Below are 26,649 nucleotides of genomic sequence, written 5' to 3'. Positions count from 1 at the left end.
AGTGCTAAGTGGCTGATCTGCCGGGGAAGGAGTTAACCAATTGAAATGAAATAGAAATCCCTGCCAGCGAGAAAAAACGAATTTCCACGGCGACAGGGATTAGACGATTTTAGACCAAATTATGACTAAATGCCGCCCATCTGTGCGGCGATAGCCTGGGCTTCCTGCTGCCACCCCTGCGCCAGAGTGCGCACCAGGGCATCATAGCCGTCTTCACCCTGTTTCAGCTCCAGGCTGAAAGGCCGTTTGATCAAGCGCCCCTGGCGGTTCAGCACCCACTCGCCGCGAATGATCGCCTTGCCGTCAAAACGGCCGTGGAAGCCGCTGATGGTCACGTTCAGCACATCCTGATCGCTGCTCATCGGCTGCGAAGAGACCACCCAACCCGGCAGCGCGCTGCTCAGGTTGGTGACCAGCGTTTGCTGCAGCTGCTGGTCGAGCGGGCTGGCCCACAGGTTGTTCTGGGCTATCACATACTGCACGTCGTTGGTCTGATACACCACGCCGCTCTGCGCCAGATAATCCGCCACGCTCACGTGCTCCAGCCACAGCTGGCGCGTGGAGGCGCCGCTGCTGCTGGCCGCGGCCGGCGCGCCCAGCGCCGGCAACTGATAGTAAGTCTTCTGTGGCGAACTGCTGCAGGCGCTAAGCAACAGCGCCAGGGCTACCGGGATCCATTTCATCATTTCGTGGCCTTCTTCGGCTGAGGGTCATTACTGCCGGCGGCTTCAAACACCAGCGCGTTACTCTTCTCATTCAGGGTGCGCAACACCGGTTGCAGCTCACGCAAGACCTGATCGAGGCGCTGCATGTCGCCCACCATCTTGTTGTAAGCCGGCGAACCTGGCTGGAACCCTTTCATGCTGCGGTTCAACTCCAGCAGCGTTTTCTGCATGTCCTGCGGCAGCGCCTGCATCTCTTTGCTGGCGATGATGTCGTTCAACGACTTCATGGTCTGCTGCGTCGACTTCATGGTTTTCTGACTTTCCGCCAGCGTCTTGGTCGCCTCGTTGATCATCGGATTGATCGGCATCGCGTTGATCTTGTCCAGCGTCTGCATCAGTTTCTGCTGGATCTGCGCCAGACCGCCGCTGGTGGTTGGCATCAGCGGATAACCAAACAGCTCGCGCGGCCCTTTCCACGGTTTCTCCTGCGGATAGAAGTCGAGATCGATATACAGCGAACCGGTCAGCAGGTTGGCGGACTTCATCGAGGCGCGCATGCCGCGGGACTCGGCGTCTTTCAAGTGCCCTTCGATATCGAAGTTGCCGCCCAGCTGTTTCTGGAAGCGATCCGGCTCGATGCGGATCAGCACCGGAATGCGGTAATCATTATCCAGACGCTGCGCCATGCCGTCTTTATAGAACGGCACCTGCGCCACCGTACCCAGACGGATGCCGCGGAACTCGACTGGCGCGCCCGGCTGCAGGCCGCGTACCGAGTCGGAGAAGAACAGCAGGTAATCCTTATGCACGGTATACAGCGAATCCTGCGTGCTGCGCTGGTTGTCGAACAGCTGGTACTCCGCCTTCTCTTTCGCCAGTTCGCCGCGATCCCAGCCGTCCGGCACGTCGAAGCTGACGCCGCCGCTGAACAGCGTGGTCAATGATCCCATCTCTACCCGCATGCCCTGCGCCGACATGTCAAACGCCACGCCGCTGTCTTTCCAGAAGCGCACGTTGGTGGTGACCAACTGATCGTAAGGCGCGGTGATGAACAGCTGATAGCGCATGGCGCGCGCTTTAGGATCGAAATAGCTGGTTTCCACCGACCCGACGCGATAACCGCGGAACAGCACCGGATCGCCGGCGTTAAGCTGGCCTGATTTCTCGCTGTCCAGCACGATACGCAGCCCTTTGGCATCCGGAGAGGCCAGCGGTGGCGCGTCGAGCAGCTGGTAGTTGTCTTTACCGTCTTTGCCCTTGTTGCCCGGCTGCAGTTCGATATAGGCGCCGGAGAGCAGCGTCCCCAACCCGGAAACGCCTTCACGGCCGATCTGCGGCTTCACCACCCAGAAGGCGGAATCCTGGCGCAGCAATTTCTCCATGCCGGAATTAAGACGCGCCTGCACCATCACCTTGCTCAGGTCATCGCTCAACGTGACGGTTTCCACCACGCCGACGTCAACGCTGCGGCTTTTGATTTTGGTTTTACCCGCTTCCAGCCCTTCCGCCGTCGTAGTCACCAGCGTCACTACCGGCCCCTGATGGCTAAAGTGGTAAAACAGGATCCAGGCGCCGATCAGCGCGGTCACGATGGGAATGATCCACACCGGCGACCAGCGTTTGATCTTCTCGACGCCCGCGACGCTATGATTATTTTCCGTCACCTTGCGGCTCCTTGTTGATTGTTTCACTTGCGCGATCCCAGGTCAGCCGGGGATCAAATGTCATGGCGGCGAACATGGTGAGGATCACCACCAGCGCGAACAGCACGGCGCCCGTCGCGGGATAAATACTCATCAACTGCCCCATTCGCACCAGCGCCGACAATACGGCGATCACAAACACGTCGATCATTGACCAGCGGCCAACGAACTCGACCACTTCATAAATCAGGTGCATGCGCTCGCTGTCGGCGCGCGGTTTCTTCCTGCCGTTGGCGTCCCAGCACAGCCAGCCGATCGCCAGCATTTTCAGCGACGGCACCATGATACTGGCGATGAAAATCACCATCGCCACCGGATAAGAGCCATCCCCCCACAGCAGGATCACCCCCGCCATGATGGTGGAGTTCATTTTGTTACCCAGCGCCTCGGTCACCATGATGGGCATCAGGTTGGCCGGGATATACAGCATGATGGAGGTCACCAGCAGCGCCAGCGTCCATTGCAAGCTGTGGCGGCGACGCACGTAGCCGTTGGTGTGGCAGCGCGGGCAGCGCACCTGGTTAGCCGGCAAGATCGCCGTGCAGCAGGCGCAGGAGCGCACGCCCTGTCGCATGCCGGTACGCCCCACCGTCAGCGGGCGATCGAGACGCGGCGCCGGTTCGATGTCCTGCCACAGCCAGCGCCGATCCACGCATTGGAAAGCGCGCACCTGCAGCAGGCAGAACAGGCAATAAGGCACGAAGCTGCTGCCGATACCGATATCGCCATAAGCCATCAGCTTGACGAAGCTGACCAGCACCCCGGCGAGGAAAATTTCCACCATGCACCAGGTTTTGAACTGGAACAGCACCCGGGCCATCCACTCTTTGAGCCCCAGCGGCAAGCGCACTTTGGCGCACAGCAGAATGATCGCCAGCATGCAAAACGCCGGGATCAGCTGCACGAACACCATAAACAGCGTGGCCATGCTGGCGTAGTCTTCCGCCACCATCACTTCCGGGATTTGAATCAGCCGGATTTCATTGCCGAGACCGGCGACGCGCATATTGATAAACGGGAAAATGTTGGCCAGCACCAGCATGAACAAGGCACTGAGCGCGTAACCGATCGGCCGCTTGCGCGGTTCGTCCCAGCGGGAGCTGAGCGTGGTTTTGCAGCGCGGGCATACCGCTTTGCTGCCATAGGCCAGCGGCGGTAGCGCCACCAGCATGTCGCACTGCGGGCACAGCATCAGGTTATCCTGCTGCGCCGCCGAGGGTGCGGAATGACTATGCTGCTGATGATTGTTGTGGGAACACACCATATTCCTCCTCAATAACGTTGCTCACCGGCACGTCGATACCGCCCGCAGCAGCGCGCGGGCGGTATCGCAACGGTCAGCCGTTTTTCATCGCTTCCAGCTCTTCCCAACGGGCGAAGGCCTGCTCGAGCGCCTGCTCGGCGTTAGCCAGCGCCGTCAGCACTTGCTGTGTTTCGCTGTGCGGCCGCGTGAAGAAGTCGGCATCGCTCATTTGCGCCTGCAACGCTTCGATTTCCGCCTCCAGCTGTTCGAGCCGCTGCGGCAACTGTTCCAGTTCGCGCAGCAGGTTGTAACTCAGCTTCGCCGCCGCTTTCTTCGGCTGTTCGGCCTTTTTCTCCGCCGCCGGTTTGCTCGCGCTCGGCGCCGCCTGACGAATCGGTTTCGCCGTGGCGCGCTGGTGATGCGCATCGTAGTAACCGCCGACGAAGGCGTTGATCACGCCATTGCCTTCGAAGATCCAGCACTCGGTCACCGAGTTGTCGACGAACTGACGATCGTGGCTAACCAGCAGCACGGTGCCCTGATAGCCGTCGATCAGCTCTTCCAGCAACTCCAGCGTTTCGACGTCGAGATCGTTGGTTGGTTCATCGAGGATCAGCAGATTGCTCGGTTTCAGAAACAGCTTAGCCAACAGCAGGCGGTTACGCTCACCGCCCGACAGCGCCTTCACCGGCGTCATCGCACGCTTCGGGTGGAACAGGAAGTCCTGCAGGTAGCCCAAGACGTGGCGAGGGCGGCCGTTGACCATCACTTCCTGTTTGCCTTCCGCCAGGTTGTCCATTACCGTGCGCTCCGGATCGAGATCGGCGCGGTGCTGGTCGAAATAAGCCACTTCCAGCTTGGTGCCGCAGTGCACGCGGCCGCTGTCGGCTTTCAGCTGACCGAGCATCAGTTTCAGCAGCGTGGTTTTGCCACAGCCGTTCGGCCCCACCAGCGCAATCTTGTCGCCGCGCTGCACCTGAGCGGAGAAACCGCGCACCAGCACTTTTTCGCCAACCTGATAATTGACGTCTTCCAGCTCGAATACGATTTTGCCGGAGCGGGTCGCCTCTTCCACCTGCATCTTGGCGGTGCCCATCACTTCACGGCGCTCTGAACGCTCGACGCGCAGCGCCTTCAGCGCACGCACGCGGCCCTCGTTACGGGTACGGCGCGCTTTGATGCCCTGACGGATCCAGACCTCTTCCTGCGCCAGCTTGCGATCGAACTCGGCGTTTTGCAGCTCTTCCACCCGCAGCGCTTCTTCTTTGCTCTGCAGGTACAGATCGTAGTTGCCCGGCCAGGAAACTAGCTTACCGCGATCCAGATCGACGATGCGCGTCGCCATGTTGCGGATAAACGAACGGTCGTGCGAGATGAAGACGATGCTGCCGTCGAACTCTTTCAGGAAACCTTCCAGCCAGTCGATGGTTTCGATATCCAGGTGGTTGGTCGGTTCGTCGAGCAACAATACGCGCGGCGAGCTCACCAGCGCACGGCCCAGCGCCGCTTTACGCAGCCAGCCGCCGGACAGCGAGGAAAGTTCTGCGTCGCCGTTCAACCCCAGCTGCAGCAGCACTTCGCTGATGCGGCTGTCGAGCTGCCAGAGTCCCTGGTGATCGAGGATCTCCATGATTTGCGCCATGCGCGCCAGGTTTTTCTCGCTCGGATCGCTCTCCACCAGGTGGGAAATCGCATGATACGCCTTCAGGTGTTCTGCCTGCTCCGCAACGCCTTCCGCCACGAAGTCGAACACGCTGCCGCCGATATTGCGCGGCGGATCCTGTTGCAGGCGCGCCACGATCAGATCCTGTTCGTAGATCACCCGGCCGTCATCCAGCGGGATCTCTTTGCCGAGGATCTTCAGCAGCGTAGATTTACCGGCGCCGTTGCGCCCCACCAGACACACGCGCTCGTTGTCTTCGATATGAATTTCGGTGTTGTCTAACAGTGGCGCATCGCTGAAAGAAAGCCAGGCGCCGGACATGCTGATTAACGACATAGTAATTATTTTCCTTCGCCGGCGTGAGTCACCAGCCAGCAGTTGTGGATCTGACGGTTACGGGCAAAGTCCTGCGACAGCGTCTTGGCGGTGATCTCTTTCGCCTCCAGGCCCAGCGCACTCAGCCCTGCCATATCCATTTGGAAACCGCGCTTGTTGTTCGAGAACATGATGGTCCCGTTGCGGCGCAGCAACCGTTTCAAATCTTTCATCAGCGCCAGGTGATCGCGCTGCACGTCAAAGGTGTTCTCCATCCGCTTGGAGTTGGAGAAGGTCGGCGGATCGATGAAGATCACGTCGAACTGTTCGTTGGCGTTGCTCAACCACGACAGGCAGTCGGCCTGGATCAATCGATGCTGACGGCCGGTCAGGCCGTTGGCGCGCAGGTTCTTCTCCGCCCATTCCAGATAGGTGCGCGACATGTCCACCGTGGTGGTGCTGCGCGCGCCGCCCAGCCCGGCATGCACGCTGGCGGTGCCGGTATAGGCGAACAGGTTGAGGAAGTCCTTGCCATTGCTCATCTCGCCCAGCATACGGCGCGCGATGCGGTGATCGAGGAACAAGCCGGTATCGAGATAGTCGGTCAGGTTGACCCACAGCTTGGCGTTATACTCTTCCACCAGCAGGAACTCGCCCTTCTGCGCCAGTTTCTCGTACTGGTTTTTGCCCTTCTGCCGCTCGCGCGTTTTCAGGATCAGCTGATTCGACGGCAGCTCCAGCACCGCCAGCGTCGCGTTGATCACATCGAACAGGCGCTGACGCGCTTTCTGTGCATCGACGGTTTTCGGCGGCGCATACTCCTGCACCACCACCTTGCTGCCGTAGCGGTCCACCGCGACGTTGTATTCTGGCAGATCGGCATCGTACAGGCGGTAGCATTCAATGCCTTGTTGCTTCGCCCACTTGTCGAGCTTCTTCAAATTCTTGCGCAGACGGTTGGCGAAATCTTCCGCCACCTGCACGCCGCCGGTAGCGGCACCGGCCGGGCTTGCCGCCAGCTGATAATTTTTCTGCACGCACTCCAGCGGGCCGTTCTTCGCCTTAAACTGGCGCTCGGCGCGCAGCTGCAGGCAGCTCAACAGCTCCGGTGAGGCGCTGAACAGCGACAGCTGCCAACCGCCGAAGGCGCTTTTCATCACGCGGCCCAGCATGTTGTGCAGCGCGATCAGCGCCGGTTCGCTTTCCAGACGCTCGCCATACGGCGGGTTGCTGATCACGGTACCGTGCGGGCCTTCCGGCAGCGGGTTGGTCAACCGCGCGACGTCGCCGACGTTGAAGGTGATCAGTTCGGCGACGCCGGCGCGGCGGGCGTTGCCGCGCGCCATCTCAATCACCCGGCGATCGATATCGGAACCGAAGAAGCGAGAGGCGGTTTCCTGCAGACCGCGGCGGGCACGAACCTGTGCTTCGGTGGTGACCTCACGCCACAGTTCGGCGTTGTGACCATTCCAGGCGCTGAATCCCCAGTGTTGACGGTGAAGACCCGGCGCGCGATCGGCGGCGATCATCGCCGCTTCGATCAACAGCGTGCCGGAGCCGCACATCGGATCGAGCATCGGCGTGCCCGGCTGCCAGCCGGAGCGCAGCACGATGGCGGCCGCCAGGTTTTCCTTCAGCGGCGCCTGGCCGGTGAGATCGCGGTAGCCGCGCTGGTGCAGGCCTTCGCCGCTCAGATCGAGCGCCACGCTGGCCATATCGCGTTGCAGGAAGACGTTAACGCGAATATCCGGCTGCTGCTTGGCAACCGTCGGGCGTTGGTCAAGTTTACGGGTGAAGCTGTCGACGATGGCGTCTTTCACCTTCAGCGCGCCATATTGGCTGTTGCGGATCTCTTCGTTCACGCCGCTGAAATGCACGGCAAAAGTTTTATCCACGCCAAAAATGCTCGGCCAGTCGATCGCCTGCACCCCAAGGTACAGATCCAGGTCGCTGTGCACGCGGAATTCGTTCAGCGGCAACAGAATGCGCGAAGCCAGGCGGCTCCACAGCAGGCTTTGGTACAGAAGACGATCGTCACCCTGAAAATGTACCCCGCCCTGCACCACTTTGCAGTCGTGAGCGCCAAGCGCTTCCAGCTCGCTTTTTAACAGTTCTTCCAATCCACGCGCCGTGCTGGCAAACAGAGAGTTCATATCGTACTTATCACCAAAAAGAAAATTGTTGCGCATTATAGCTAATCCGCACCGCTTGTCATAAAGTTGCTCCCTTCTATTTAATCATCGCACGGAGATAAGGGTGATCACGCTTTCCAAACTCTACGTTCATCCGGTTAAATCACTGCGCGGCCTGCAGCTTTCTTACGCCCAGGTCGGCAGCAGCGGTCTGGCCTTCGACCGCAACTTTATGATCACCGAGCCGGACGGCACCTTTATTACCGCGCGCCAATATCCGCAGATGGTGTTGTTCACGCCGGCGCTGTTGCCGGATGGGCTGTTTCTGACCGCGCCGGACGGTGAAAGCGCCGCCATTCGCTTCAGCGACTTCGCCGCCGCGCCGCAGCCGACCGAGGTATGGGGCAACCATTTCACCGCGCTGACTGCGCCAGATGAGATCAACCGCTGGCTGAGCGGCTATTTCCAGCGCGACGTGCAGCTGCGCTGGCTGGGGCCGGAGCTGACCCGCCGGGTCAAGAAACACCCTGAAATCCCGCTGACGTTTGCCGACGGCTACCCTTATCTGCTGATTAACCAGGCTTCGTTCAACGATCTGCAACAGCGCTGCCCCGGCAGCATCAAGCTAGAGCAGTTCCGCCCCAATCTGGTGGTGAGCGGCGCCACCGCCTGGGCCGAAGACGGCTGGCAGGTGATCCGCGTCGGTGACGTGATGTTCGATCTGGTGAAACCCTGCAGCCGCTGCGTGCTTACCACCGTCAGCACCGAGCGTGGCCGCAAGCACCCGAGCGGCGAACCGCTCAGCACGCTGCAAAAATTCCGCTCCGCCGACAACGGCGACATCGATTTTGGCCAGAATATGATCGCGCGCAACAGCGGCATCATTCGCGTGGGCGATACGGTGGAAGTGCTGTCGACCAAGCCGCCGCGCCCTTATGGCGCAGGGAAAGTGGTGGAGAGCGTACAGGCGCCACAAGACAGCGCGCACAGTGTCACGATCGAATATGAAGGCAAGGTGTTTACCGGCAATAACCAGCAGATCCTGCTCGAGCAGTTGGAACAGCAAGGCATCCGCGTACCTTACTCCTGCCGCGCTGGGATTTGCGGCAGCTGCCGCATTACGTTGTTGAGCGGTGAAGTCGCGCCCCTGAAGAAAAGCGCGCTGGGCGACAACGGCACCATCCTGTGCTGCAGCTGCATCCCGAAAAGTGATTTGACGTTGGCGTAATCCGCCTTATACCGCCCTGTCGTAAGCCGGGGCGGCGCTTTCATCCTGCGCGCAGGGTTTCAGCCGATCGTGCATCACCTTGATGGCGTCACCCAATACCATGGTACGGCCAGCGACCGTCAGCTGATTTTGCGCCAGCAGGCACAGGCTGGCGTTATCCCCGGCCTCCACCACCAGCAGGCGCGCTTCCGCGCCGCTCTCCATCACTTTCACCGCCGCCAGCTCGCCATTTTTCGGCTGCAGCGGGTAATGCTGCTGCGAGAAATGCCAGCTCTTTGGCATCAGCGGTTTCAGGAAGCGATAGGCGACCAGCGCATTCAACACCAGCTCGGCGCGCTGTTCATGGCTCAGCTTGACCTGCTTGCACTGTTCTTCATAGGTGAAATAAAGGGCGGCGTCATCCACGCAAAAAGCGCATTCATCAAAGGCGTCCGGCGTTAACATTTTGGCCGGGAAACGTGAACGAAAGATCATACCATTAGCTAAATCCAGCATTAGCCGATCGTGTTCGGCATCAAAATACCAACGCCAATTATCGTCAGGTTTTATCTTCATTTCGTATCCTTCTCGCTGCCTATGCCAATGCCGCACTCACCCTAAAAGGCGATTTTATCACCGATAAAATAGCTTAAACATCGGATAATTCCGCGAACGATATTTATGCTAACGAACAAAATATAGACGAGCCGGGGGCAGAAATAAACCCCCGGAATAAAATGAGAGGAAAAATATTAGATATGGGTAACGATATCTTTAATCAAACGCGGGCCGTGATAGATAAATCCGGAATAAATTTGCAGCAGGCTCGCGCCGGCCTCCATTTTTTCGCGCGCCGCCGTCAGCGAATCAATGCCGCCTACGCCAATAATCGGCAAGCGCCCCTGCAGTTCGGTGGAGAGGCGACGGATCACTTCGGTGCTGCGTGATTGCAACGGACGCCCGCTTAACCCACCCGCTTGTTCGCAGTAATTCAGCCCTTGGATCAATTTTCGATCCAACGTGGTATTGGTGGCGATCACGCCATCGATATTATGCCGCACCAGGCTATCGGCAATTTGGATCAATTCTTCTTCAGAAAGATCCGGCGCGATCTTTACCGCTACCGGCACATATTTGTGATGGCGCGCATGTAATTCCTGCTGCTTATTTTTAATCGCAGCCAAAAGATCGTCCAACGCTTCGCCATACTGTAAGGATCGTAACCCCGGCGTATTCGGTGAAGAGATGTTAATCGCGATATATCCGGCATACGGATAAACTTTATCCATGCAGATCAAATAATCGTCTTTTCCCTGCTCGACCGGCGTGTCTTTATTCTTGCCGATATTGATCCCAAGAATGCCGCCGAAATGGGATTTCTTAACGTTTTCAACCAGATTGTCCACGCCATGGTTATTGAACCCCATGCGGTTAATCAGGCCTTCCGCCTCAACCACGCGGAACAAGCGCGGCTTGTCGTTGCCCGGTTGCGGACGCGGCGTCACGGTGCCGACTTCCACATGGCCGAAGCCCATCGCGCCGAACGCATCGATGCATTCGCCGTTTTTATCCAGACCGGCGGCCAATCCCAGCGGGTTTTTAAACGACAGCCCCATGCAGCTGACCGGTTTGGTCGGCACGGACTGACGGACAAGAAACGCTAATGGGGTGCCGGTAATACGGCTGAGCTGACGAAAGGTCACTTCGTGCGCGCGCTCCGGATCGAGCTGGAACAACGCTTTCCTGATGAGGGGGTAGTACATGGACTCTCCTGATTTCCCGGTTGCAAACCGGGGGCGTATTATCCGGTATCCCCCGCCTAATTGGAATTGATTAAAGGCAAAAAAAGCCGTTTTTACGCAATCGTTTTCCCACTTCACCGCCAAATCGGCGCCAATCCGCTTTTGCGCATATCCAAATCAAAAAATGAGATTTAAACAACGCGCCCGGTTGCTGGTAGGTTTAAAACACTTCCCATTGATTTTCTAATTAAACCTAACTTTTAGTTATAAGGAGTGGCAATGCGCGTTATATCACTGGCCGGTAGCCCACGTATCCCATCACGTTCCGCCGCGCTGCTCTCGCTGAGTCAGAACTGGCTGAGGCAGCAAGGGGTGGAAGTGACGGCCTATACCCTGCACGACTTTGACGCCGAAGACCTGCTGTACGCCAACTTCAACAGTCCGGCGATCAAGGCGTTTGCCGAGCAGCTGGCGCAGGCCGACGGCCTGCTGATTTCCACGCCGGTTTATAAAGCGTCGTTCTCCGGCGCGCTGAAAACCCTGCTGGACCTGCTGCCGGAACGCGCGCTGGATCATAAGGTGGTGCTGCCGCTGGCGACCGGCGGTTCCGTCGGTCACATGCTGGCGGTGGACTATGCGCTGAAACCGGTGCTGGCGGCGCTGAAAGCGCAAGAGGTGCTGCACGGCGTGTTCGCCGACGACAGCCAGATCCAACTGACCGGCGAAAGCGCCACGCTCACCGACGCCGTGGCCGCCCGGTTGGAAGAGGCGCTCGCCAGTTTCTATTTGGCGCTTGGCCGCCGCAAACCGCCCGCGCTGCGCGTCGCCTCGCCGCTGACGGCGCGTCAAACCGCCTGACATGCCTGGAAAAGGAGGGCCTGAATGAAACAACGCAACGCTTTGCGACGTTGGCTGAGCGCCGCGGCCTTCACCGGCCTGCTGCCGCTGGTCTGGGCCAACGCCGCCGTCGCGCAGGATCCGGCGCAATTTCGCATCGGTTACCAGAAAGGATCGGTGAGTCTGGTGCTGGCGAAAAGCCACCGGCTGCTGGAGGAACGCTTCCCCGCCACCCGCATCAGTTGGATTGAATTTCCCGCCGGCCCGCAGATGCTGGAGGCCTTGAACGTCGGCAGCATCGATCTGGGCAGCACCGGTGATATTCCGCCGATCTTTGCGCAGGCCGCCGGCGCGGATCTGCTGTATGTCGGCGTTGAGCCGCCCAAACCGAAGGCCGAAGTAATCCTGGTGCCGGAAAATAGCCCGATCAAAACCGTCGCCGATCTGAAAGGCCATAAGGTCGCGTTCCAGAAAGGATCCAGCTCACATAACCTGCTGCTGCGATCGCTGCAAAAGGCCGGACTGAAATTTACGGATATCCAGCCCGCCTATTTGACGCCCGCCGATGCGCGCGCCGCATTCCAGCAGGGCAACGTCGATGCCTGGGCTATCTGGGATCCTTATTATTCCGCCGCGCTGCTGCAGGGCGGCGTGCGGGTGCTCGGCGACGGCACCGATCTGAACCAGACCGGTTCCTTCTATCTGGCGGCGCGCCCCTATGTCGAAGCCAATGGCGCCTTTATCAGCCAGGTCCTGACGGTGCTAACCCAGGCCGATGCACTCACCCGCAGCGAGCGGGCGCAAAGCGTGACCCTGCTGGCCAACGCCATGGGGCTGCCGGAACCGGTGATCGCCAGCTATCTGGATCACCGCCCTCCGACCGCCATCACACCGCTAGATGCGCATACGATCGCCGCGCAGCAGCAAACCGCCGACCTGTTTTACGCCAACCGGTTGGTGCCGGTGAAGGTCGACATCTCGCAACGCATCTGGCGCCCAAGCGCGCAATAAATACGGGGGAACATTGACGATGAGCCTGAACGTTTTCTGGTTTTTACCCACCCATGGCGACGGCCACTATCTTGGCAGCGCGCAGGGCGCTCGCAGCGTCGATCACGGTTACTTGCAGCAGATCGCCCAGGCGGCGGATCGGCTGGGATTCGGCGGTGTGCTGATCCCCACCGGTCGCTCTTGCGAAGACTCTTGGCTGGTGGCCGCCTCGCTGATCCCGGTCACCCAGCGGCTGAAATTTTTGGTCGCGTTGCGGCCGGGCATCATCTCCCCTACGCTGGCGGCGCGTCAGGCGGCGACGCTGGATCGCCTGTCCAACGGGCGCGCGCTGTTCAATCTGGTCACCGGCGGCGATCCGGAAGAGCTGGCGGCGGAGGGGTTACATCTCAGTCATGAAGAGCGTTACGAGGCCTCGACCGAGTTCACTCATATCTGGCGCCGGGTACTGGAAGGCGAAACCGTCGATTTCGACGGCAAGCATATTCAGGTGAAAGGGGCCAAGCTGCTGTTCCCACCGGTGCAGCAACCGCGTCCGCCGCTCTATTTCGGCGGATCCTCCGCCGCCGCGCAGGAGCTGGCCGCCGAACAGGTAGAAATGTACCTCACCTGGGGAGAGCCGCCGGCGCAGGTCAAAGAGAAGATCGAGGAAGTACGCGCCAAAGCGGCGGCGAAGGGCCGACAGGTGCGTTTCGGCATCCGTCTGCATGTCATCGTGCGGGAAACCACCGAAGAGGCCTGGCGCGCCGCCGATCGGCTGATCGCCCACCTCGATGAGGAAACCATCGCCAACGCGCAGCAGGCCTTTGCGCGCTTCGACTCCGTCGGCCAACGGCGCATGGCGGCGCTGCACGGCGGCAAGAAGGACAACCTGGAGATCAGCCCGAACCTGTGGGCCGGCATCGGCCTGGTGCGCGGCGGCGCCGGCACCGCGCTGGTGGGCGATGGCCCGACGGTCGCCGCACGCATGCAGGAATACGCCGATCTGGGCATCGACACCTTTATTCTCTCCGGCTATCCGCATCTGGAAGAGGCCTACCGCGTCGGAGAACTGCTGTTCCCTCACCTCGATCTGGCGCAGGAAGAAACGCCTGCGCGCCTTCAGCCGGTGCGCCCGCAGGGCGAAGTGGTGGCCAACATTTATGTTCCGCAAAAAGTGTCGCAGAGCTGAGGAGCACCCCGATGGCAAATAACGTACAACGCATCCTGTATCGGCTGGCTCCCTGGGCGCTGCCGTTGGCGCTGGTGATCCTCTGGCAAATCGCCGTCGAAACTGGCTGGCTGTCCAACCGCATTTTGCCGGCGCCGAGCGCGGTGCTCGCCGCCTTCTGGCGCCTGAGCCAAAGCGGCGAGCTGTGGCAGCACCTGAGCATCAGTAGCCAGCGCGCGTTGATCGGCTTTGCCATCGGCGGCAGCATCGGACTGATCCTCGGTTTTATTACCGGGTTGTCGCACTGGGGCGAACGTCTGTTGGACAGCTCGGTGCAAATGATCCGCAACGTGCCGCACCTGGCGCTGATCCCGCTGGTGATCCTGTGGTTCGGCATCGATGAGTCCGCCAAGATCTTTTTGGTGGCGCTCGGTACGCTGTTCCCGATTTATCTCAATACCTATCACGGCATCAAAAACATCGATCGCGGCCTGCTGGAGATGGCCCGCAGCTACGGTCTGAGCGGTTTCCGCCTGTTTACACAGGTGGTGCTGCCAGGCGCGCTGCCGTCGATTATGGTCGGCGTGCGTTTCGCTCTCGGCTTCATGTGGCTGACGCTGATCGTCGCCGAAACCATCTCGGCCAATTCGGGCATCGGCTACCTGGCGATGAACGCGCGTGAATTTCTGCAAACCGACGTGGTGGTAGTGGCGATCGTGCTGTACGCCCTGCTCGGCAAGCTGGCGGACGTGGGCGCGCAGCTGCTAGAGCGCGTCTGGTTACGCTGGCATCCGGCCTATCAACTGAAACAGGGAGAAGCGCTATGACCCTTCCCGCTCGCCTTGCCCAAGGCACGCCGGTGACGCTGGAATCCATCGGCAAACGTTACGGCAACCGCACCGTGCTGGACAATATTCAGCTGCGCATTTCCGCCGGGCAGTTCGTGGCGGTGGTCGGCCGCAGCGGCTGCGGCAAGAGCACCCTGCTGCGCCTGTTAGCCGGCCTGGAACAGGCCAGCAGCGGCGCGCTGCTCAGCGGCAACGCGCCGCTTGCCGCCGCCAAAGAGGATACCCGGTTGATGTTTCAGGATGCGCGCCTGCTGCCGTGGAAAACGGTGATCGACAACGTGGGCCTGGGGCTGCGCGGCCACTGGCACGACGCGGCGCTGCAGGCACTGGACGCGGTCGGTTTGGCGGATCGCGCCCGCGACTGGCCGGCGGCGCTGTCCGGTGGACAAAAGCAGCGGGTCGCCCTGGCGCGCGCGCTGATCCACCGCCCCCGCCTGCTGCTGCTGGACGAACCGCTCGGGGCGCTGGATGCCCTGACGCGCATCGAGATGCAAGGGCTGATAGAGACACTGTGGCAGCAGCACGGTTTTACCGTACTGCTGGTGACGCACGACGTCAGTGAAGCCATCACGCTGGCGGATCGGGTGATCCTGATTGAAGAGGGCCACATCGGACTGGATCTGAGCATCGATCTGCCGCGGCCACGCCGCAAAGGTTCGGCCAGGCTGGCGGAACTGGAAGCTGAAGTGCTGGAGCGGGTATTATCGCCGCCGGTCACCGCGGCCAGCTCACGCCAGGCGGCGAATTGAACGAAAAAAGGGACGGCGCAGGCCGTCCCTTATCTATATCAGCGTGAAAAGATCAGGCGTCGAGCGCCTTACTGATCTTCTCGTACAGATCGCCGGACAGGTTTTCCAACCCTTTCAACTGTTCCAGCGCCTTGCGCATCAGCGCCTGGCGACCCGCGTCGTAACGCTTCAGGCGAATCAGCGGTTCAATCAGGCGCGCGGCGATCTGCGGGTTGCGCTGGTTGAGATCGCTGAGGATCTCCGCCAGGAACTGATAGCCGCTGCCGTCCGCGGCATGGAACGCCGCCGGGTTGCCGGAAGCGAAGCCGCCAATCAACGAGCGGGTGCGGTTCGGGTTGCTCAGGCTGAACGAGCGGTGTTGCAGCAGCGCGCGCACCTTGCTCAACACGTCTGCCGATGGGCTGCTGCCCTGCAGCACGAACCATTTGTCCATCACCAGGCCATCCTGATGCCAGCGCTCGTCGAACGCCGCCAGCAGCGCATCGCGGCACGGCAACTGGGCCGCGACCGCAGCAGACAGCGCCGCCAGCGAGTCGGTCATGTTGTCCGCCTGGCGATACTGTTCGCTCACCAGCTGGTCCGCCAGCACCACATCTTCGCCGAACGCCAGATAGCCCAGGCACACATTACGCAAGGCGCGCTTGGCGATCTCGCCATGCTCCACGCGGTAGCCGTCGGTCTTGTTGGCGTGATACACCGCCAGCCACTCATCGGCCAACTCCCGCGCCAGGCAGCGTACGATCGCTTCATGCACCGCGGCGATCGCTTCCGGATCGATAGTGGCGAACAGCTCGGCGATTTCGTTCTCCGACGGCAAGGTCAGGATCTGCGCCGCCAGCGCCGGATCCAGTTTTTCGTCCAGCAGCACCGCGCGGAACGCATCGGCCACGTGCAGCGGCAGCGACAGTGGCTGCTTCTGCTGGTGCCGCGCCACGTTCAGTTTGATGTAGGTCGCCAGCAGGCTCTGTGCCGCATCCCAACGCGCAAATTCATTGCGTGCGTGCTGCATCAGGAAGGTCAGTTGCTGATCGCTATACGGATAGTCCAGTTTCACCGGTGCGGAGAACTCGCGCAGCAGCGAGGGCACCGGCTTGTGCGCCACGCCGTCGAACACGAAAGTCTGCTCCGCTTCGGTGACGTTCAGCACATTGTTGACCGGCAGCCCCCCCTTTTGTAAGGGGATGACGTTGCCTTCACTGTCGTACAGTTCGATATCCAGCGGGATATGCAGCGGCAATTTCTCCGGCTGATCGGCGGTCGGCGCGGTTTTCTGACTGACATGCAGGCGATATTGCTGGATTTCCGCATCGTACTCGTCGCGCACCGTCAACAGCGGTGTGCCGGACTGGCTATACCAACGGCGGAAGCGCGACAGATCCACGTTGGACGCGTCTTCCATCGCCTGCACGAAGTCATCGCAGGTGGCGGCGCTGCCGTCGTGGCGTTCGAAATAGAGCTGCATTCCTTTCTGGAAGTTCGCTTCCCCCAGCAGGGTGTGCATCATGCGGATCACTTCAGAACCTTTTTCATACACCGTCAGGGTGTAGAAGTTGTTCATCTCGATCACTTTGTCCGGGCGGATGGCGTGCGCCATCGGGCTGGCGTCTTCGGCGAACTGCGCGCCGCGCATTACGCGCACGTTATCGATGCGGTTGACCGAGCGCGATCCCAGATCGGAACTGAACTCCTGATCGCGGAACACCGTCAGCCCCTCTTTCAGGCTGAGCTGGAACCAGTCTCGGCAGGTCACACGGTTACCGGTCCAGTTGTGGAAGTATTCGTGGCCAATCACCGCTTCGATGTTCAGGTAATCCTTGTCGGTGGCGGTTTCCGCCTTCGCCAGCACATATTTGGAGTTAAAGATATTTAACCCTTTGTTCTCCATCGCGCCCATATTGAAGAAATCGACCGCCACGATCATATAAATGTCGAGATCGTATTCCAGACCGAAGCGGGTCTCGTCCCACTTCATCGAGTTCTTCAGCGACGTCATCGCCCAGTCAGCGCGATCCAGATTGCCGCGATCGACGAACAGCTCCAGTGCGACCTTACGGCCGGAACGGGTGGTGAAGCTGTCGCGCAGCACGTCGAAGTCCCCCGCCACCAGCGCGAACAGGTAGCAAGGTTTCGGGAACGGATCCTGCCATTGCACCCAGTGGCGGCCATCGGCCAATTCACCCTGGCCAATGCGGTTGCCGTTTGACAGCAGGAACGGATAGCGCGCCTTGTCGGCCACGATACGGGTGGTAAAGCGCGCCAGCACGTCCGGGCGATCCTGGTAATAGGTAATGTGGTGGAAGCCTTCGGCTTCGCATTGCGTGCACAGCGCATCGCCGGACAGGTACAGCCCTTCCAGCGCGGTGTTTTTCGCCGGGTGAATGTCGTTGACGATGGTAAGAGTGAATTGTGCCGGCAACTCATCGATGATCAGCTGGTTATCCTGCTGACGGTAGGCGCTCCACGGTTGGCCGTCGACCTGAATGCTCACCAGCGTCAGATCTTCACCATCCAGCACCAGCGGTGCACCGACCGTGCCCTGACGTTTGATTTTACTGACGGCGGTCACGCGCGTGGTTTCCGCGTCCAGACTGAAGTCCAAATCGATATCGGTCGTGGTGTAATCGGGCGCGCGATAGTCGTGGCGGTATTTTGCCTGTGGCTGTTGTGTCATAAAAACCCTTAAACATCTCAGTGAGTTATAGGTGCCAGGCCGCTCTTCCCCTTCGTACCGCAGCCGGTGTGTTTCCCGGCAGCGCGCGGCGGGCCTGAATTGTGAATAAACTGTATCACAGCTGGCCGAAAAGCCCAGAGCCGCCGGGCGACCACGATAGAGAAATCAGAGGCAAATCATAAATCGTCCGTCTGGCGGCAGCGCGGGTGACCAATGGCTAAATAAAAATCAGCATTTAATGCTAAAAAACCACCATCGGGGGGCGCCGGCATAGTTGAGGCGGCTCAGGCGGCATGGTGGTATAATTGCGGCATCAGGCCCAGGGATGACTCGCACTATGAAAATCAAATACGCAATCTATTTTTTTACCCTGTGCCTGATGACCTCCTTCTCTCTGTTCATCGTCGATGAGCTGCTTGAAGCCCATACCGATTACCGCGACAACCAACTCAACCTGTACAAAATTGATCGCGCCAAAGAAATCTCCGAAGCCTTCCAGGCGGCGCTGCAGGCTCACCGTCTCAAACGATTGAGCCTGATCGATCCTCAGATCACCCGCGCGCAATGTTTGGCCGCCGATCGGGTGGCGCGCGAGAGAATCACCCGGATCCGCGAACATCTGGACGATGAGGTCGCCAGACAGCTCGGGGTTCGGCAAAAAATTGCCGCGCTGTCGATGATCGGCCTGATGGAACAGTTGCTGGATAATGACAACCTGCAGCTTTCGCAGATCAATAACACCAACGCTAATCTGTTCAACATCAACAGCGCCTATTACATCTCGCAAACCAGCAAGAGCTATTACCGTTATACCTACGATACCCGGATGGTGGATACCGACTCCTTTATGTTTCTCGAGGCCATCCGTCTCAATAACCGGCTGAATATGTCACTGACGGAATTGAGCGACCAGATTATCGACGTCAATGTAAGCCCGCTGGTTCGCAAAGACGCCTATCTGAAGTCCATTCAACTGACCGGCGTGCTGAACGCCCTGAGTACCCGATTGATCTTCATGAAGATCAACTACGACGATGGACAAATCACCGACATCGTCAATGCGTTGCTCGCCCAGGTGTCCGCTGAACGCCTTCAACAGATTACCGATGGGCTGTACACCGCTATCGATACCCACAAGCCCTATCCCACAGCGCTTATTTCGCGCTATGTCGACGATGTGAGCGGGCTTTCGCAGGCGCTGTATCAGCGCAGCTTCGAATTGGAAACCCTCGCCTCGCGCCACAAGATTTACGACAGCCAGACGACCATTTACGGCATGATCGCACTTGCCGGCCTGGTGGTATTGCTGTTCATTTTGCCGGCGCTGGTGTTCTGCACCAGCATCAACCGTTGGCTGACCAAGACCCACAACAATATCGTACGGCTGTCGCGCGGTGAGATGAATATCGATCGCAACGACGCCTTCTACAGCCAGGAACTGATCGCCATCAGCGACGCCATTCAGCAGCTCAGGCAATACCAGTTGGACAAGGTCTCGCTGGAGAGCGAGAAACAACTGCTGATTAAAGAGCTCGAGGCCTCTTCCTTCCTCGATCCGCTCACCAATATCTACAACCGTCGTAAATTCTTCCTTGAATCTCAGCTGCTGGGCGACGGCAGCTACCCGCAGGCCTTTTGCCTGATCGATATCGACAACTTCAAACAGCTCAACGACAGCTACGGCCACGACGTGGGCGACCGGGCGCTGGTGGCATTCGGACACCTGCTGCAACGCGCGTTCCGTGCCAGCGACATTTTCTGCCGCTACGGCGGCGAAGAGTTTGCGGTGCTGCTGGGTAACTGTTCGTTGGACAACGCGCGGGACATCATGGAGCAATTGCGCGCCCGCACTCATCGCCTGACGCTACACCTGGCCGACGGACGGCAAGTGCATTTCACCACCAGCTGCGGCATCGCGCCGGTCAACGCGTTCACCGCACTGCAGGCGGCGATCAAACAGGCGGACGAAGCGCTCTATTTTTGCAAAAAGAGCGGCAAGGATCGGGTCAGCGTGCATACCGAAGCCGGCTTTATCTGATTCGCTGTTTAAAATAATTAACATTATAATTTTTATGACTAATTAGGCTAAGTCATTCACCTTACAGGCATATCTGGCTTTTTTTTCTCCCCGTCGCCGCCAGGCCGTCATAAAGGCACGTTTAATCCTCGACCCGCTTTGGTGATTTATGGTGTGATGCAGCTTCAATAACAGGATAATCCGGGTATACTCCACCCCCACTTTTATGATTATCCGGATTTGGACACGCGCCTGACGAGGATGCTGTAACGCGCTATGACTCAATACGCTTCCCCGATTTTGACATCACTGCTTGATACCGATGCTTATAAGCTTCATATGCAGCAAGCAGTGTTCCATCGCTATCCCGCGATCAGCGTGGCGGCGGAATTCCGCTGCCGCGGCGACGAACTGTTGGGCGAATATGCCGACGAGATCCGCGCGCAGGTGGCGCTGATGAGCCGGCTGGCGCTGACCGACGCCGAATTCGCTTTTCTTTCGGGTCTGCCCTTCTTCCGTCAGGATTACCTGAACTGGCTGCGCACGTTCCGCTACGATCCGCAGCAGGTCACCATCGACAACCGCGACGGAAAACTGCACATCCGCATCGCCGGCCCCTGGCGTGAAGTGATCATGTGGGAAGTGCCGTTGCTGGCGGTGATCAGTGAAGTGGTGCACCGCCGGCGCTCGCCGCTGGCGACGCCGGAACAGGCGGTGGCGCATCTGCAAACCAAGCTGGCGCAGTTCAAGGCGCTGGCGGGCGATCTGGACCTTTCGCGCTTCAAGCTGATGGACTTCGGTACCCGTCGCCGTTTCTCTCAGGGCGTGCAGCAGGCCATCGTCAGCACCTTGCAGGCCGAATTCCCGTACCTGTCGGGCACCAGCAATTACGATCTGGCTCATCAGCTCGGCCTGGCGCCGGTCGGCACGCAGGCGCATGAATGGTTCCAGGCGCATCAGCAGATAAGCCCGGTGCTGGCCAACAGCCAGCGCGCCGCATTGCAGGCCTGGCTGGATGAATACCCGGATCAGCTCGGCATCGCGCTCACCGACTGCATTACCATGGATGCTTTCCTGCGCGACTTCGGCCCGCAGTTCGCCGAGCGTTATCAGGGGCTGCGCCACGATTCGGGCGATCCCGTCGAGTGGGGTGAGAAAGCCATTGCCCACTATCAGAAACTGGGCATCGATCCGATGAGCAAAACGCTGGTGTTCTCGGACAACCTGGATCTGGAAAAAGCGCTGGCGCTCTATCGCCACTTCTATCAGCGCATCAATCTCAGCTTCGGTATCGGCACGCGCCTGACCTGCGATATTCCGGGCGTTAAGCCATTGAATATCGTGATCAAGCTGGTCGAATGCAAAGGCAAGCCGGTGGCTAAACTCTCCGACAGCCCCGGCAAGACCATCTGCCAGGACCAGGCCTTCGTCAGGGCCCTGCGCAAAGCCTTCGATCTGCCGCTGGTGAAGAAAGCCAGCTGAACCGCCTCTATATAGAAATAAATATCCTCCGGCATAGCCGGAGGTTTTTCATATGCGCCTATAAGGCTCTCTTGCCAGCTGCGCCCTAACAGGCGCATCGCGATCTGACATTTGCTTCTATCGGTTACTTACGACCCGTAAACGGGCTACCTGGATAGGGGATCGACAACTGCTCACCCATCTTATCCTCTTCCAGTTGGTGCTTTATGTATTCTTGTATCTTGGCTGTATTTTTACCCACCGTATCAACGTAATACCCTCGACACCAAAACTCCCTGTTACGGTATTTGAACTTCAAATCCCCAAACTGCTCATAAAGCATCAGGCTGCTCTTGCCCTTCAGATACCCCATAAACCCCGATACACTCATCTTGGGGGGAATTTCCAGAAGCATATGGATGTGATCCACACAACATTCCGCCTCCAGAATATTCACGCTTTTCCATTCACAAAGCTTTCTTAAGATACTGCCAATTGCTCTGCGCTTTTCCCCGTAGAACACCTGTCTTCGGTACTTCGGCGCAAATACTATGTGATATTTACAGTTCCAGCGCGTGTGCGCTAAGCTCTTTTCGTCCCTCATAGGGACCCCCTTTTGATTTCTTGTTGAACGTTCGCAGTTGCCAGACCGCAAACTGTTTTAACAAATCAAAAGGGGTCTTTATAACTGGCTCAAAGCTGAAAGCTTTACGGAACCCCCAGCCTAGCTGGGGGTTTTTGCATACAAGAAAGCCGGCCTGGTTCACGCGCCGGCTTTTTTGTTTTTATCCCGACCGCCCTCTTTTCAGTCAGCCGCAATAAATGTTGCGCCAATCCGATGATTTCTGCTTGTGCTCTGCACCGCGGCAAGTAACATAGCCATTACCCCCATATTCTTGGGTTGTAAGCTATTTCTAAACCAAATTATTAAAGAGAGAAATCTATGAGCGTAGTGCCTGTAGTCGACGTACTGCAAGGTCGTGCTGCGGTTGACAGTGAAGTCACCGTACGCGGCTGGGTACGTACCCGGAGAGATTCAAAAGCTGGTATCTCCTTCCTGGCCGTCTATGACGGTTCCTGCTTTGATCCGTTACAGGCCGTCGTTAATAATTCTCTGCCGAATTATCAGGATGAAGTGCTGCATCTGACTACCGGTTGTTCGGTTGAAGTCACCGGCAAAGTCGTCGCTTCACCGGGCGAAGGCCAGAGCTTCGAACTGCAGGCTACCGCGATCAAAGTGGTCGGCTGGGTCGACGATCCGGACACTTACCCGATGGCGGCCAAACGTCACAGCATCGAATACCTGCGCGAAGTGGCTCACCTGCGCCCGCGTACCAACCTGATCGGCGCCGTGGCGCGCGTGCGTCATACGCTGGCGCAGGCGATTCATCGCTTCTTCCATGAAAATGGCTATTTCTGGGTGTCCACCCCGCTGATCACCGCCTCCGATACCGAAGGCGCCGGCGAGATGTTCCGCGTGTCCACGCTGGACCTGGAAAACCTGCCGCGCACCGACAAGGGCGCCGTCGACTTCAGCGAAGACTTCTTCGGTAAGGAAGCCTTCCTTACCGTTTCCGGCCAGCTGAACGGCGAAACCTACGCTTGCGCGCTGTCGAAGGTTTACACCTTCGGCCCAACCTTCCGCGCCGAAAACTCCAACACCAGCCGCCACCTGGCGGAATTCTGGATGATCGAGCCGGAAGTGGCCTTCGCGACGCTGGACGACGTTGCCGGCCTGGCCGAAAGCATGCTGAAGTATGTGTTCCAGGCGGTGCTGGATGAACGCGCCGACGATCTGAAATTCTTCGCCGAGCGCGTGGATAAAGACGCTATCGCTCGTCTGGAGCGTTTCGTTTCTTCCGATTTCGCCCAGGTGGACTACACCGACGCCATTGAGATCCTGCTGGCCTCGGGCCAAACCTTCGAAAACCCGGTTTCCTGGGGTATCGATCTCTCTTCCGAACATGAACGTTACCTGGCTGAGAAACACTTCCAAGCGCCGGTGGTGGTGAAAAACTACCCGAAAGACATCAAAGCGTTCTATATGCGCATGAACGAAGACGGCAAAACCGTTGCGGCCATGGACGTGCTGGCACCGGGCATCGGCGAAATCATCGGCGGCTCGCAGCGTGAAGAACGCCTCGACGTGCTCGATCAGCGTCTGGAAGAGATGGGTCTGAATAAAGAAGACTACTGGTGGTATCGCGATCTGCGCCGCTACGGCACCGTGCCGCATTCCGGTTTCGGCCTGGGCTTTGAACGTTTAATCGCCTATGTCACCGGCGTGCAAAACGTGCGCGATGTGATTCCATTCCCACGCACGCCACGTAACGCAAGCTTCTAATTTATACGATCACTCGCTTTTTAAACGATTTCGTTACAAAACAAAGGCCAGCCTCGCTGGCCTTTCGCATTTTTTAATATTGACGCACGTCACAAAGTTCCCGAAAAATTACATTTGGTTACACATACTTTCCTTTTGCAACCTGATTGGGACATTGGTATCATTTTCGTCCTAGATTAACCCGCCTGTGAATGGAACACTGCGTTCAGACACAGGACGACACCAATCTATCAACAATAGTTCCCAAAGAATTATTGGCGGCAGTGGCAAAGGTGTCCGAATAACACCAATGAGGGTAATAATGATGAAGCGCAACATTCTTGCAGTGGTTATCCCGGCTCTGTTGGCTGCTGGTGCAGCAAACGCAGCTGAAATCTACAACAAAGACGGCAACAAGCTGGATCTGTACGGCAAAGTTGACGGTCTGCACTACTTCTCCGACGACAAAGGTAACGACGGCGATCAGACCTATGTTCGTTTCGGCTTCAAAGGTGAAACTCAGATTACTGACCAACTGACCGGTTACGGCCAGTGGGAATACAACGTCCAGGCTAACCACTCCGAATCTCAGGGCACCGAAGGCACCAAAACCCGTCTGGGCTTCGCCGGTCTGAAATTCGCTGACTACGGCTCCTTCGACTACGGCCGTAACTACGGCGTACTGTACGACGTGGAAGGCTGGACCGATATGCTGCCAGAGTTCGGTGGCGACACCTACACCTACACCGACAACTTCATGACCGGCCGTACCAACGGCGTTGCGACCTATCGTAACAACAACTTCTTCGGTCTGGTTGACGGTCTGAACTTCGCTCTGCAATACCAGGGCAAAAACCAGAACGACGGTCGTAACGTCAAGAAACAAAACGGCGACGGCTGGGGTATCTCCTCTACTTATGACATCGGCGAAGGCGTAAGCTTCGGCGCTGCATACGCTTCCTCCAACCGTACCGACGACCAGAAACTGCGTTCCAACGAGCGTGGTGACAAGGCTGATGCATGGACCGTGGGTGCGAAATACGACGCCAACAACGTTTACCTGGCGGCGATGTACGCAGAAACCCGTAACATGACCCCGTTCGGCGGCGGTAACTTCGGCCCAGGCTGTGCAGCTACCGATGACAAGTGCGGTGGCTTCGCGAGCAAAACTCAGAACTTCGAAGTGACTGCTCAGTACCAGTTCGACTTCGGTCTGCGTCCAGAAGTGTCTTACCTGCAGTCTAAAGGTAAAAACTTGAACGTCCCAGGCGTAGGTTCTGACCAGGATCTGGTTAAATATGTTTCTGTTGGTACCACTTACTACTTCAACAAAAACATGTCCACCTACGTTGATTACAAAATCAACCTGCTGGATGACAACGAGTTCACCAAAGCAACCGGCACCGCTACCGACGATATCGTAGCTGTTGGTCTGGTGTACCAGTTCTAAGTTGTCTCGCTTAACGGCGGTATACCGTCGGCTAAGTTAAAAAACAGGGCTTCGGCCCTGTTTTTATTTGTGTCTTCCGGTAACGTTTTATCCTGCAGATTTCCCCTTCCCCATCATTTTTTCTGTCGAATCCTTCCCGTTCACAAGATCGCGGTGTTTTTATCGCAAACGGTTGGCAAAGCCGATAACTGGCGCTACCCTGATGCTTCTGTCTGCTTAACTCCGAGATTTGGAAGCACCTGACATGTTTGAAAAAATCACCGCCGCACCCGCCGACCCGATCCTGGGCCTGACCGACATTTTCCGCGCCGACGCCCGCCCGAATAAAATCAATTTAGGGATTGGCGTTTATAAAGACGAAACCGGTAAAACCCCGGTGTTAACCAGCGTAAAGAAAGCTGAACAATATCTGCTGGAAAATGAGACCACCAAAAACTATCTCGGCATTGAAGGCATCCCGGCGTTTGCCAGCTGCACGCAAGTGCTGTTGTTCGGTAAAGAGAGCCCGATCGTCGCCGATCGTCGCGCGCGCACCGCACAGACGCCAGGCGGCACCGGTGGCCTGCGCGTGGCGGCAGACTTTATCGCCAACCAGACCAGCGCCAAGCGCATCTGGATCAGCAACCCAAGCTGGCCGAACCACAAGAACGTCTTTAGCGCCGTGGGCCTGGAAGTCCTGGAGTACGCCTACTACGACGCCGCCAACCACGCATTGGATTTCGACGGCCTGCTGAACAGCCTGAAACAGGCCCAGGCCGGTGATGTGGTGCTGTTTCACGGCTGCTGCCATAACCCGACCGGTATCGATCCAACGGCGGAACAGTGGGCACAGCTGGCTGAGCTTTCCGTGGCCAATGGCTGGCTGCCTCTGTTCGACTTCGCCTACCAGGGCTTCGCCAAGGGTCTGGAAGAGGATGCGCAGGGCCTGCGTATTTTCGCCGCCAAACATCAAGAGCTGATTGTCGCCAGCTCCTACTCAAAAAACTTCGGTCTGTACAATGAGCGCGTCGGCGCTTGCACCATTGTAGCTGCCGATGCCGAAACCGCCGATCGCGCCTTCAGCCAGGTAAAAGCGGCTATTCGCGCCAACTACTCCAACCCGCCGTCACACGGCGCCGCCGTTGTCGCCACCATTTTGGGTAACGATGCGCTGCGCGCGATGTGGGAGCAGGAGCTGACCGACATGCGCCAGCGCATTCACCGCATGCGTCAGCTGTTCGTGAACACCCTGCAGGAAAAAGGCGCCCAACAGGACTTCAGCTTCATCATCCAGCAGAATGGCATGTTCTCCTTCAGCGGTCTGACCAAAGAACAGGTGCTGCGTCTGCGCGAAGAGTTTGGCGTCTACGCCGTGAACTCAGGCCGGGTGAACGTGGCCGGCATGACGCCGGACAACATGGCACCGCTGTGTGAAGCCATCGTCGCCGTGCTCTAAATGCATCGACACAGGTCATAAATCATAAAA

Annotated in this window: 20 protein-coding genes; 11 read left to right on the top strand and 9 right to left on the bottom strand. The window is 58.4% G+C overall.

Translation table 11 applies throughout. The features are described from left to right. Positions 1 to 125 precede the first annotated feature (125 nt). The 5 genes from pqiC to rlmKL form a co-directional block, all read right to left on the bottom strand. Positions 126 to 686 (bottom strand): membrane integrity-associated transporter subunit PqiC, encoded by a 561-nt coding sequence (gene pqiC, locus GUC32_RS08640; RefSeq protein ID WP_043137613.1) that lies wholly within the window; start codon positions 684 to 686, stop codon positions 126 to 128. Beyond that, on the bottom strand, positions 683 to 2,329 hold the full coding sequence (pqiB, locus tag GUC32_RS08635; RefSeq protein ID WP_369435682.1) for an intermembrane transport protein PqiB: 1,647 nt from the start codon (positions 2,327 to 2,329) through the stop codon (positions 683 to 685). Before pqiB ends, pqiC begins: the two co-directional genes overlap by 4 nt. Continuing rightward, entirely contained in the window at positions 2,316 to 3,560 is a 1,245-nt protein-coding gene (gene pqiA, locus GUC32_RS08630) for a membrane integrity-associated transporter subunit PqiA (protein ID WP_260677722.1), read from the bottom strand. The genes pqiB and pqiA overlap by 14 nt, the downstream gene beginning before the upstream one ends. 145 nt (positions 3,561 to 3,705) lie before the next feature. Continuing rightward, positions 3,706 to 5,610: an ABC transporter ATP-binding protein gene (locus tag GUC32_RS08625; protein WP_060421706.1), complete on the bottom strand. Its 1,905-nt coding sequence runs from the start codon at positions 5,608 to 5,610 to the stop codon at positions 3,706 to 3,708. A 5-nt stretch (positions 5,611 to 5,615) separates the two neighbouring features. After that, positions 5,616 to 7,742 (bottom strand): bifunctional 23S rRNA (guanine(2069)-N(7))-methyltransferase RlmK/23S rRNA (guanine(2445)-N(2))-methyltransferase RlmL, encoded by a 2,127-nt coding sequence (gene rlmKL, locus GUC32_RS08620; RefSeq protein WP_025302302.1) that lies wholly within the window; start codon positions 7,740 to 7,742, stop codon positions 5,616 to 5,618. A gap of 103 nt (positions 7,743 to 7,845) precedes the next feature. On the opposite strand from rlmKL, the gene GUC32_RS08615 reads away from it, so the two are divergent. Next, positions 7,846 to 8,949 (top strand): YcbX family protein, encoded by a 1,104-nt coding sequence (locus GUC32_RS08615; RefSeq protein ID WP_016928298.1) that lies wholly within the window; start codon positions 7,846 to 7,848, stop codon positions 8,947 to 8,949. Between the two features lie 6 nt (positions 8,950 to 8,955). Here GUC32_RS08615 and GUC32_RS08610 read toward each other — a convergent pair whose 3' ends face one another. Beyond that, positions 8,956 to 9,504, bottom strand: coding sequence for a cell division protein ZapC (locus GUC32_RS08610; protein ID WP_004928171.1), 549 nt, complete (start codon positions 9,502 to 9,504; stop codon positions 8,956 to 8,958). Between the two features lie 176 nt (positions 9,505 to 9,680). Then, positions 9,681 to 10,691 (bottom strand): quinone-dependent dihydroorotate dehydrogenase, encoded by a 1,011-nt coding sequence (gene pyrD, locus GUC32_RS08605; protein ID WP_019454516.1) that lies wholly within the window; start codon positions 10,689 to 10,691, stop codon positions 9,681 to 9,683. A 258-nt stretch (positions 10,692 to 10,949) separates the two neighbouring features. On the opposite strand from pyrD, the gene ssuE reads away from it, so the two are divergent. Genes ssuE through ssuB form a run of 5 tightly spaced genes read left to right on the top strand, consistent with a single transcriptional unit; the run spans position 10,950 to position 15,262 of the window. Then, the gene (ssuE, locus tag GUC32_RS08600; RefSeq protein WP_043137622.1) at positions 10,950 to 11,528 is read left to right on the top strand and encodes an NADPH-dependent FMN reductase; all 579 of its coding nucleotides are present in this window, start codon (positions 10,950 to 10,952) and stop codon (positions 11,526 to 11,528) included. A gap of 24 nt (positions 11,529 to 11,552) precedes the next feature. Continuing rightward, positions 11,553 to 12,518, top strand: coding sequence for a sulfonate ABC transporter substrate-binding protein (locus tag GUC32_RS08595; RefSeq protein WP_369435681.1), 966 nt, complete (start codon positions 11,553 to 11,555; stop codon positions 12,516 to 12,518). Positions 12,519 to 12,537: 19 nt separating this feature from the next. Beyond that, positions 12,538 to 13,686: an FMNH2-dependent alkanesulfonate monooxygenase gene (gene ssuD, locus GUC32_RS08590; protein WP_060447461.1), complete on the top strand. Its 1,149-nt coding sequence runs from the start codon at positions 12,538 to 12,540 to the stop codon at positions 13,684 to 13,686. Positions 13,687 to 13,697: 11 nt separating this feature from the next. Beyond that, on the top strand, positions 13,698 to 14,492 hold the full coding sequence (gene ssuC, locus GUC32_RS08585; RefSeq protein WP_049204257.1) for an aliphatic sulfonate ABC transporter permease SsuC: 795 nt from the start codon (positions 13,698 to 13,700) through the stop codon (positions 14,490 to 14,492). Further along, entirely contained in the window at positions 14,489 to 15,262 is a 774-nt protein-coding gene (gene ssuB / locus GUC32_RS08580; RefSeq protein WP_025302296.1) for an aliphatic sulfonates ABC transporter ATP-binding protein, read from the top strand. Before ssuC ends, ssuB begins: the two co-directional genes overlap by 4 nt. A 52-nt stretch (positions 15,263 to 15,314) precedes the next feature. On the opposite strand, the gene pepN is transcribed toward ssuB, so the two are convergent. Beyond that, complete coding sequence (gene pepN, locus GUC32_RS08575; RefSeq protein WP_049208033.1) at positions 15,315 to 17,933, bottom strand: aminopeptidase N; 2,619 nt, start codon at positions 17,931 to 17,933, stop codon at positions 15,315 to 15,317. Between the two features lie 337 nt (positions 17,934 to 18,270). Here pepN and GUC32_RS08570 point away from each other — a divergent pair, with 337 nt between their 5' ends. Both GUC32_RS08570 and pncB read left to right on the top strand, forming a co-directional pair. Continuing rightward, on the top strand, positions 18,271 to 19,971 hold the full coding sequence (locus GUC32_RS08570) for a GGDEF domain-containing protein (protein WP_025302294.1): 1,701 nt from the start codon (positions 18,271 to 18,273) through the stop codon (positions 19,969 to 19,971). 255 nt (positions 19,972 to 20,226) lie between these two features. Further along, positions 20,227 to 21,432: a nicotinate phosphoribosyltransferase gene (gene pncB, locus GUC32_RS08565; RefSeq protein ID WP_369435680.1), complete on the top strand. Its 1,206-nt coding sequence runs from the start codon at positions 20,227 to 20,229 to the stop codon at positions 21,430 to 21,432. 124 nt (positions 21,433 to 21,556) lie between these two features. On the opposite strand, the gene tnpA is transcribed toward pncB, so the two are convergent. Beyond that, positions 21,557 to 22,015 carry an IS200/IS605-like element IS1541B family transposase gene (gene tnpA / locus GUC32_RS08560; RefSeq protein ID WP_141997679.1) on the bottom strand — a complete coding sequence of 153 codons (459 nt, stop codon included), beginning with the start codon at positions 22,013 to 22,015 and terminating at the stop codon, positions 21,557 to 21,559. A 339-nt stretch (positions 22,016 to 22,354) separates the two neighbouring features. Here tnpA and asnS point away from each other — a divergent pair, with 339 nt between their 5' ends. From asnS to GUC32_RS08545, 3 genes are all read left to right on the top strand, one after another. Next, positions 22,355 to 23,755: an asparagine--tRNA ligase gene (gene asnS, locus GUC32_RS08555; RefSeq protein WP_004928205.1), complete on the top strand. Its 1,401-nt coding sequence runs from the start codon at positions 22,355 to 22,357 to the stop codon at positions 23,753 to 23,755. Between the two features lie 301 nt (positions 23,756 to 24,056). Next, entirely contained in the window at positions 24,057 to 25,184 is a 1,128-nt protein-coding gene (gene ompC / locus GUC32_RS08550) for a porin OmpC (RefSeq protein ID WP_025302292.1), read from the top strand. A gap of 244 nt (positions 25,185 to 25,428) precedes the next feature. After that, positions 25,429 to 26,619 (top strand): amino acid aminotransferase, encoded by a 1,191-nt coding sequence (locus GUC32_RS08545; protein WP_049204255.1) that lies wholly within the window; start codon positions 25,429 to 25,431, stop codon positions 26,617 to 26,619. Positions 26,620 to 26,649 lie beyond the last annotated feature (30 nt).

The sequence above is a fragment of the Serratia sp. NGAS9 genome (assembly GCF_009905295.1).
Lineage (GTDB): Bacteria > Pseudomonadota > Gammaproteobacteria > Enterobacterales > Enterobacteriaceae > Serratia > Serratia bockelmannii.
Note: the sequence above shows the minus strand (reverse complement) of the source record. Positions and strands in the feature narration are given on the sequence as shown.

Bases quoted from the DNA above. Each gene is read 5' to 3' on its own strand.
- pqiC (WP_043137613.1), bottom strand. From the start codon at position 686: ATGATGAAATGGATCCCGGTAGCCCTGGCGCTGTTGCTTAGCGCCTGC.
- pqiA (WP_260677722.1), bottom strand. From the start codon at position 3,560: ATGCTGTGCCCGCAGTGCGACATGCTGGTGGCGCTACCGCCGCTGGCC.
- GUC32_RS08625 (WP_060421706.1), bottom strand. From the start codon at position 5,610: ATGTCGTTAATCAGCATGTCCGGCGCCTGGCTTTCTTTCAGCGATGCG.
- rlmKL (WP_025302302.1), bottom strand. From the start codon at position 7,742: ATGAACTCTCTGTTTGCCAGCACGGCGCGTGGATTGGAAGAACTGTTA.
- GUC32_RS08610 (WP_004928171.1), bottom strand. From the start codon at position 9,504: ATGAAGATAAAACCTGACGATAATTGGCGTTGGTATTTTGATGCCGAA.
- pyrD (WP_019454516.1), bottom strand. From the start codon at position 10,691: ATGTACTACCCCCTCATCAGGAAAGCGTTGTTCCAGCTCGATCCGGAG.
- ssuE (WP_043137622.1), top strand. From the start codon at position 10,950: ATGCGCGTTATATCACTGGCCGGTAGCCCACGTATCCCATCACGTTCC.
- GUC32_RS08595 (WP_369435681.1), top strand. From the start codon at position 11,553: ATGAAACAACGCAACGCTTTGCGACGTTGGCTGAGCGCCGCGGCCTTC.
- ssuD (WP_060447461.1), top strand. From the start codon at position 12,538: ATGAGCCTGAACGTTTTCTGGTTTTTACCCACCCATGGCGACGGCCAC.
- ssuC (WP_049204257.1), top strand. From the start codon at position 13,698: ATGGCAAATAACGTACAACGCATCCTGTATCGGCTGGCTCCCTGGGCG.
- ssuB (WP_025302296.1), top strand. From the start codon at position 14,489: ATGACCCTTCCCGCTCGCCTTGCCCAAGGCACGCCGGTGACGCTGGAA.
- pepN (WP_049208033.1), bottom strand. From the start codon at position 17,933: ATGACACAACAGCCACAGGCAAAATACCGCCACGACTATCGCGCGCCC.
- GUC32_RS08570 (WP_025302294.1), top strand. From the start codon at position 18,271: ATGAAAATCAAATACGCAATCTATTTTTTTACCCTGTGCCTGATGACC.
- pncB (WP_369435680.1), top strand. From the start codon at position 20,227: ATGACTCAATACGCTTCCCCGATTTTGACATCACTGCTTGATACCGAT.
- tnpA (WP_141997679.1), bottom strand. From the start codon at position 22,015: ATGAGGGACGAAAAGAGCTTAGCGCACACGCGCTGGAACTGTAAATAT.
- asnS (WP_004928205.1), top strand. From the start codon at position 22,355: ATGAGCGTAGTGCCTGTAGTCGACGTACTGCAAGGTCGTGCTGCGGTT.
- ompC (WP_025302292.1), top strand. From the start codon at position 24,057: ATGATGAAGCGCAACATTCTTGCAGTGGTTATCCCGGCTCTGTTGGCT.
- GUC32_RS08545 (WP_049204255.1), top strand. From the start codon at position 25,429: ATGTTTGAAAAAATCACCGCCGCACCCGCCGACCCGATCCTGGGCCTG.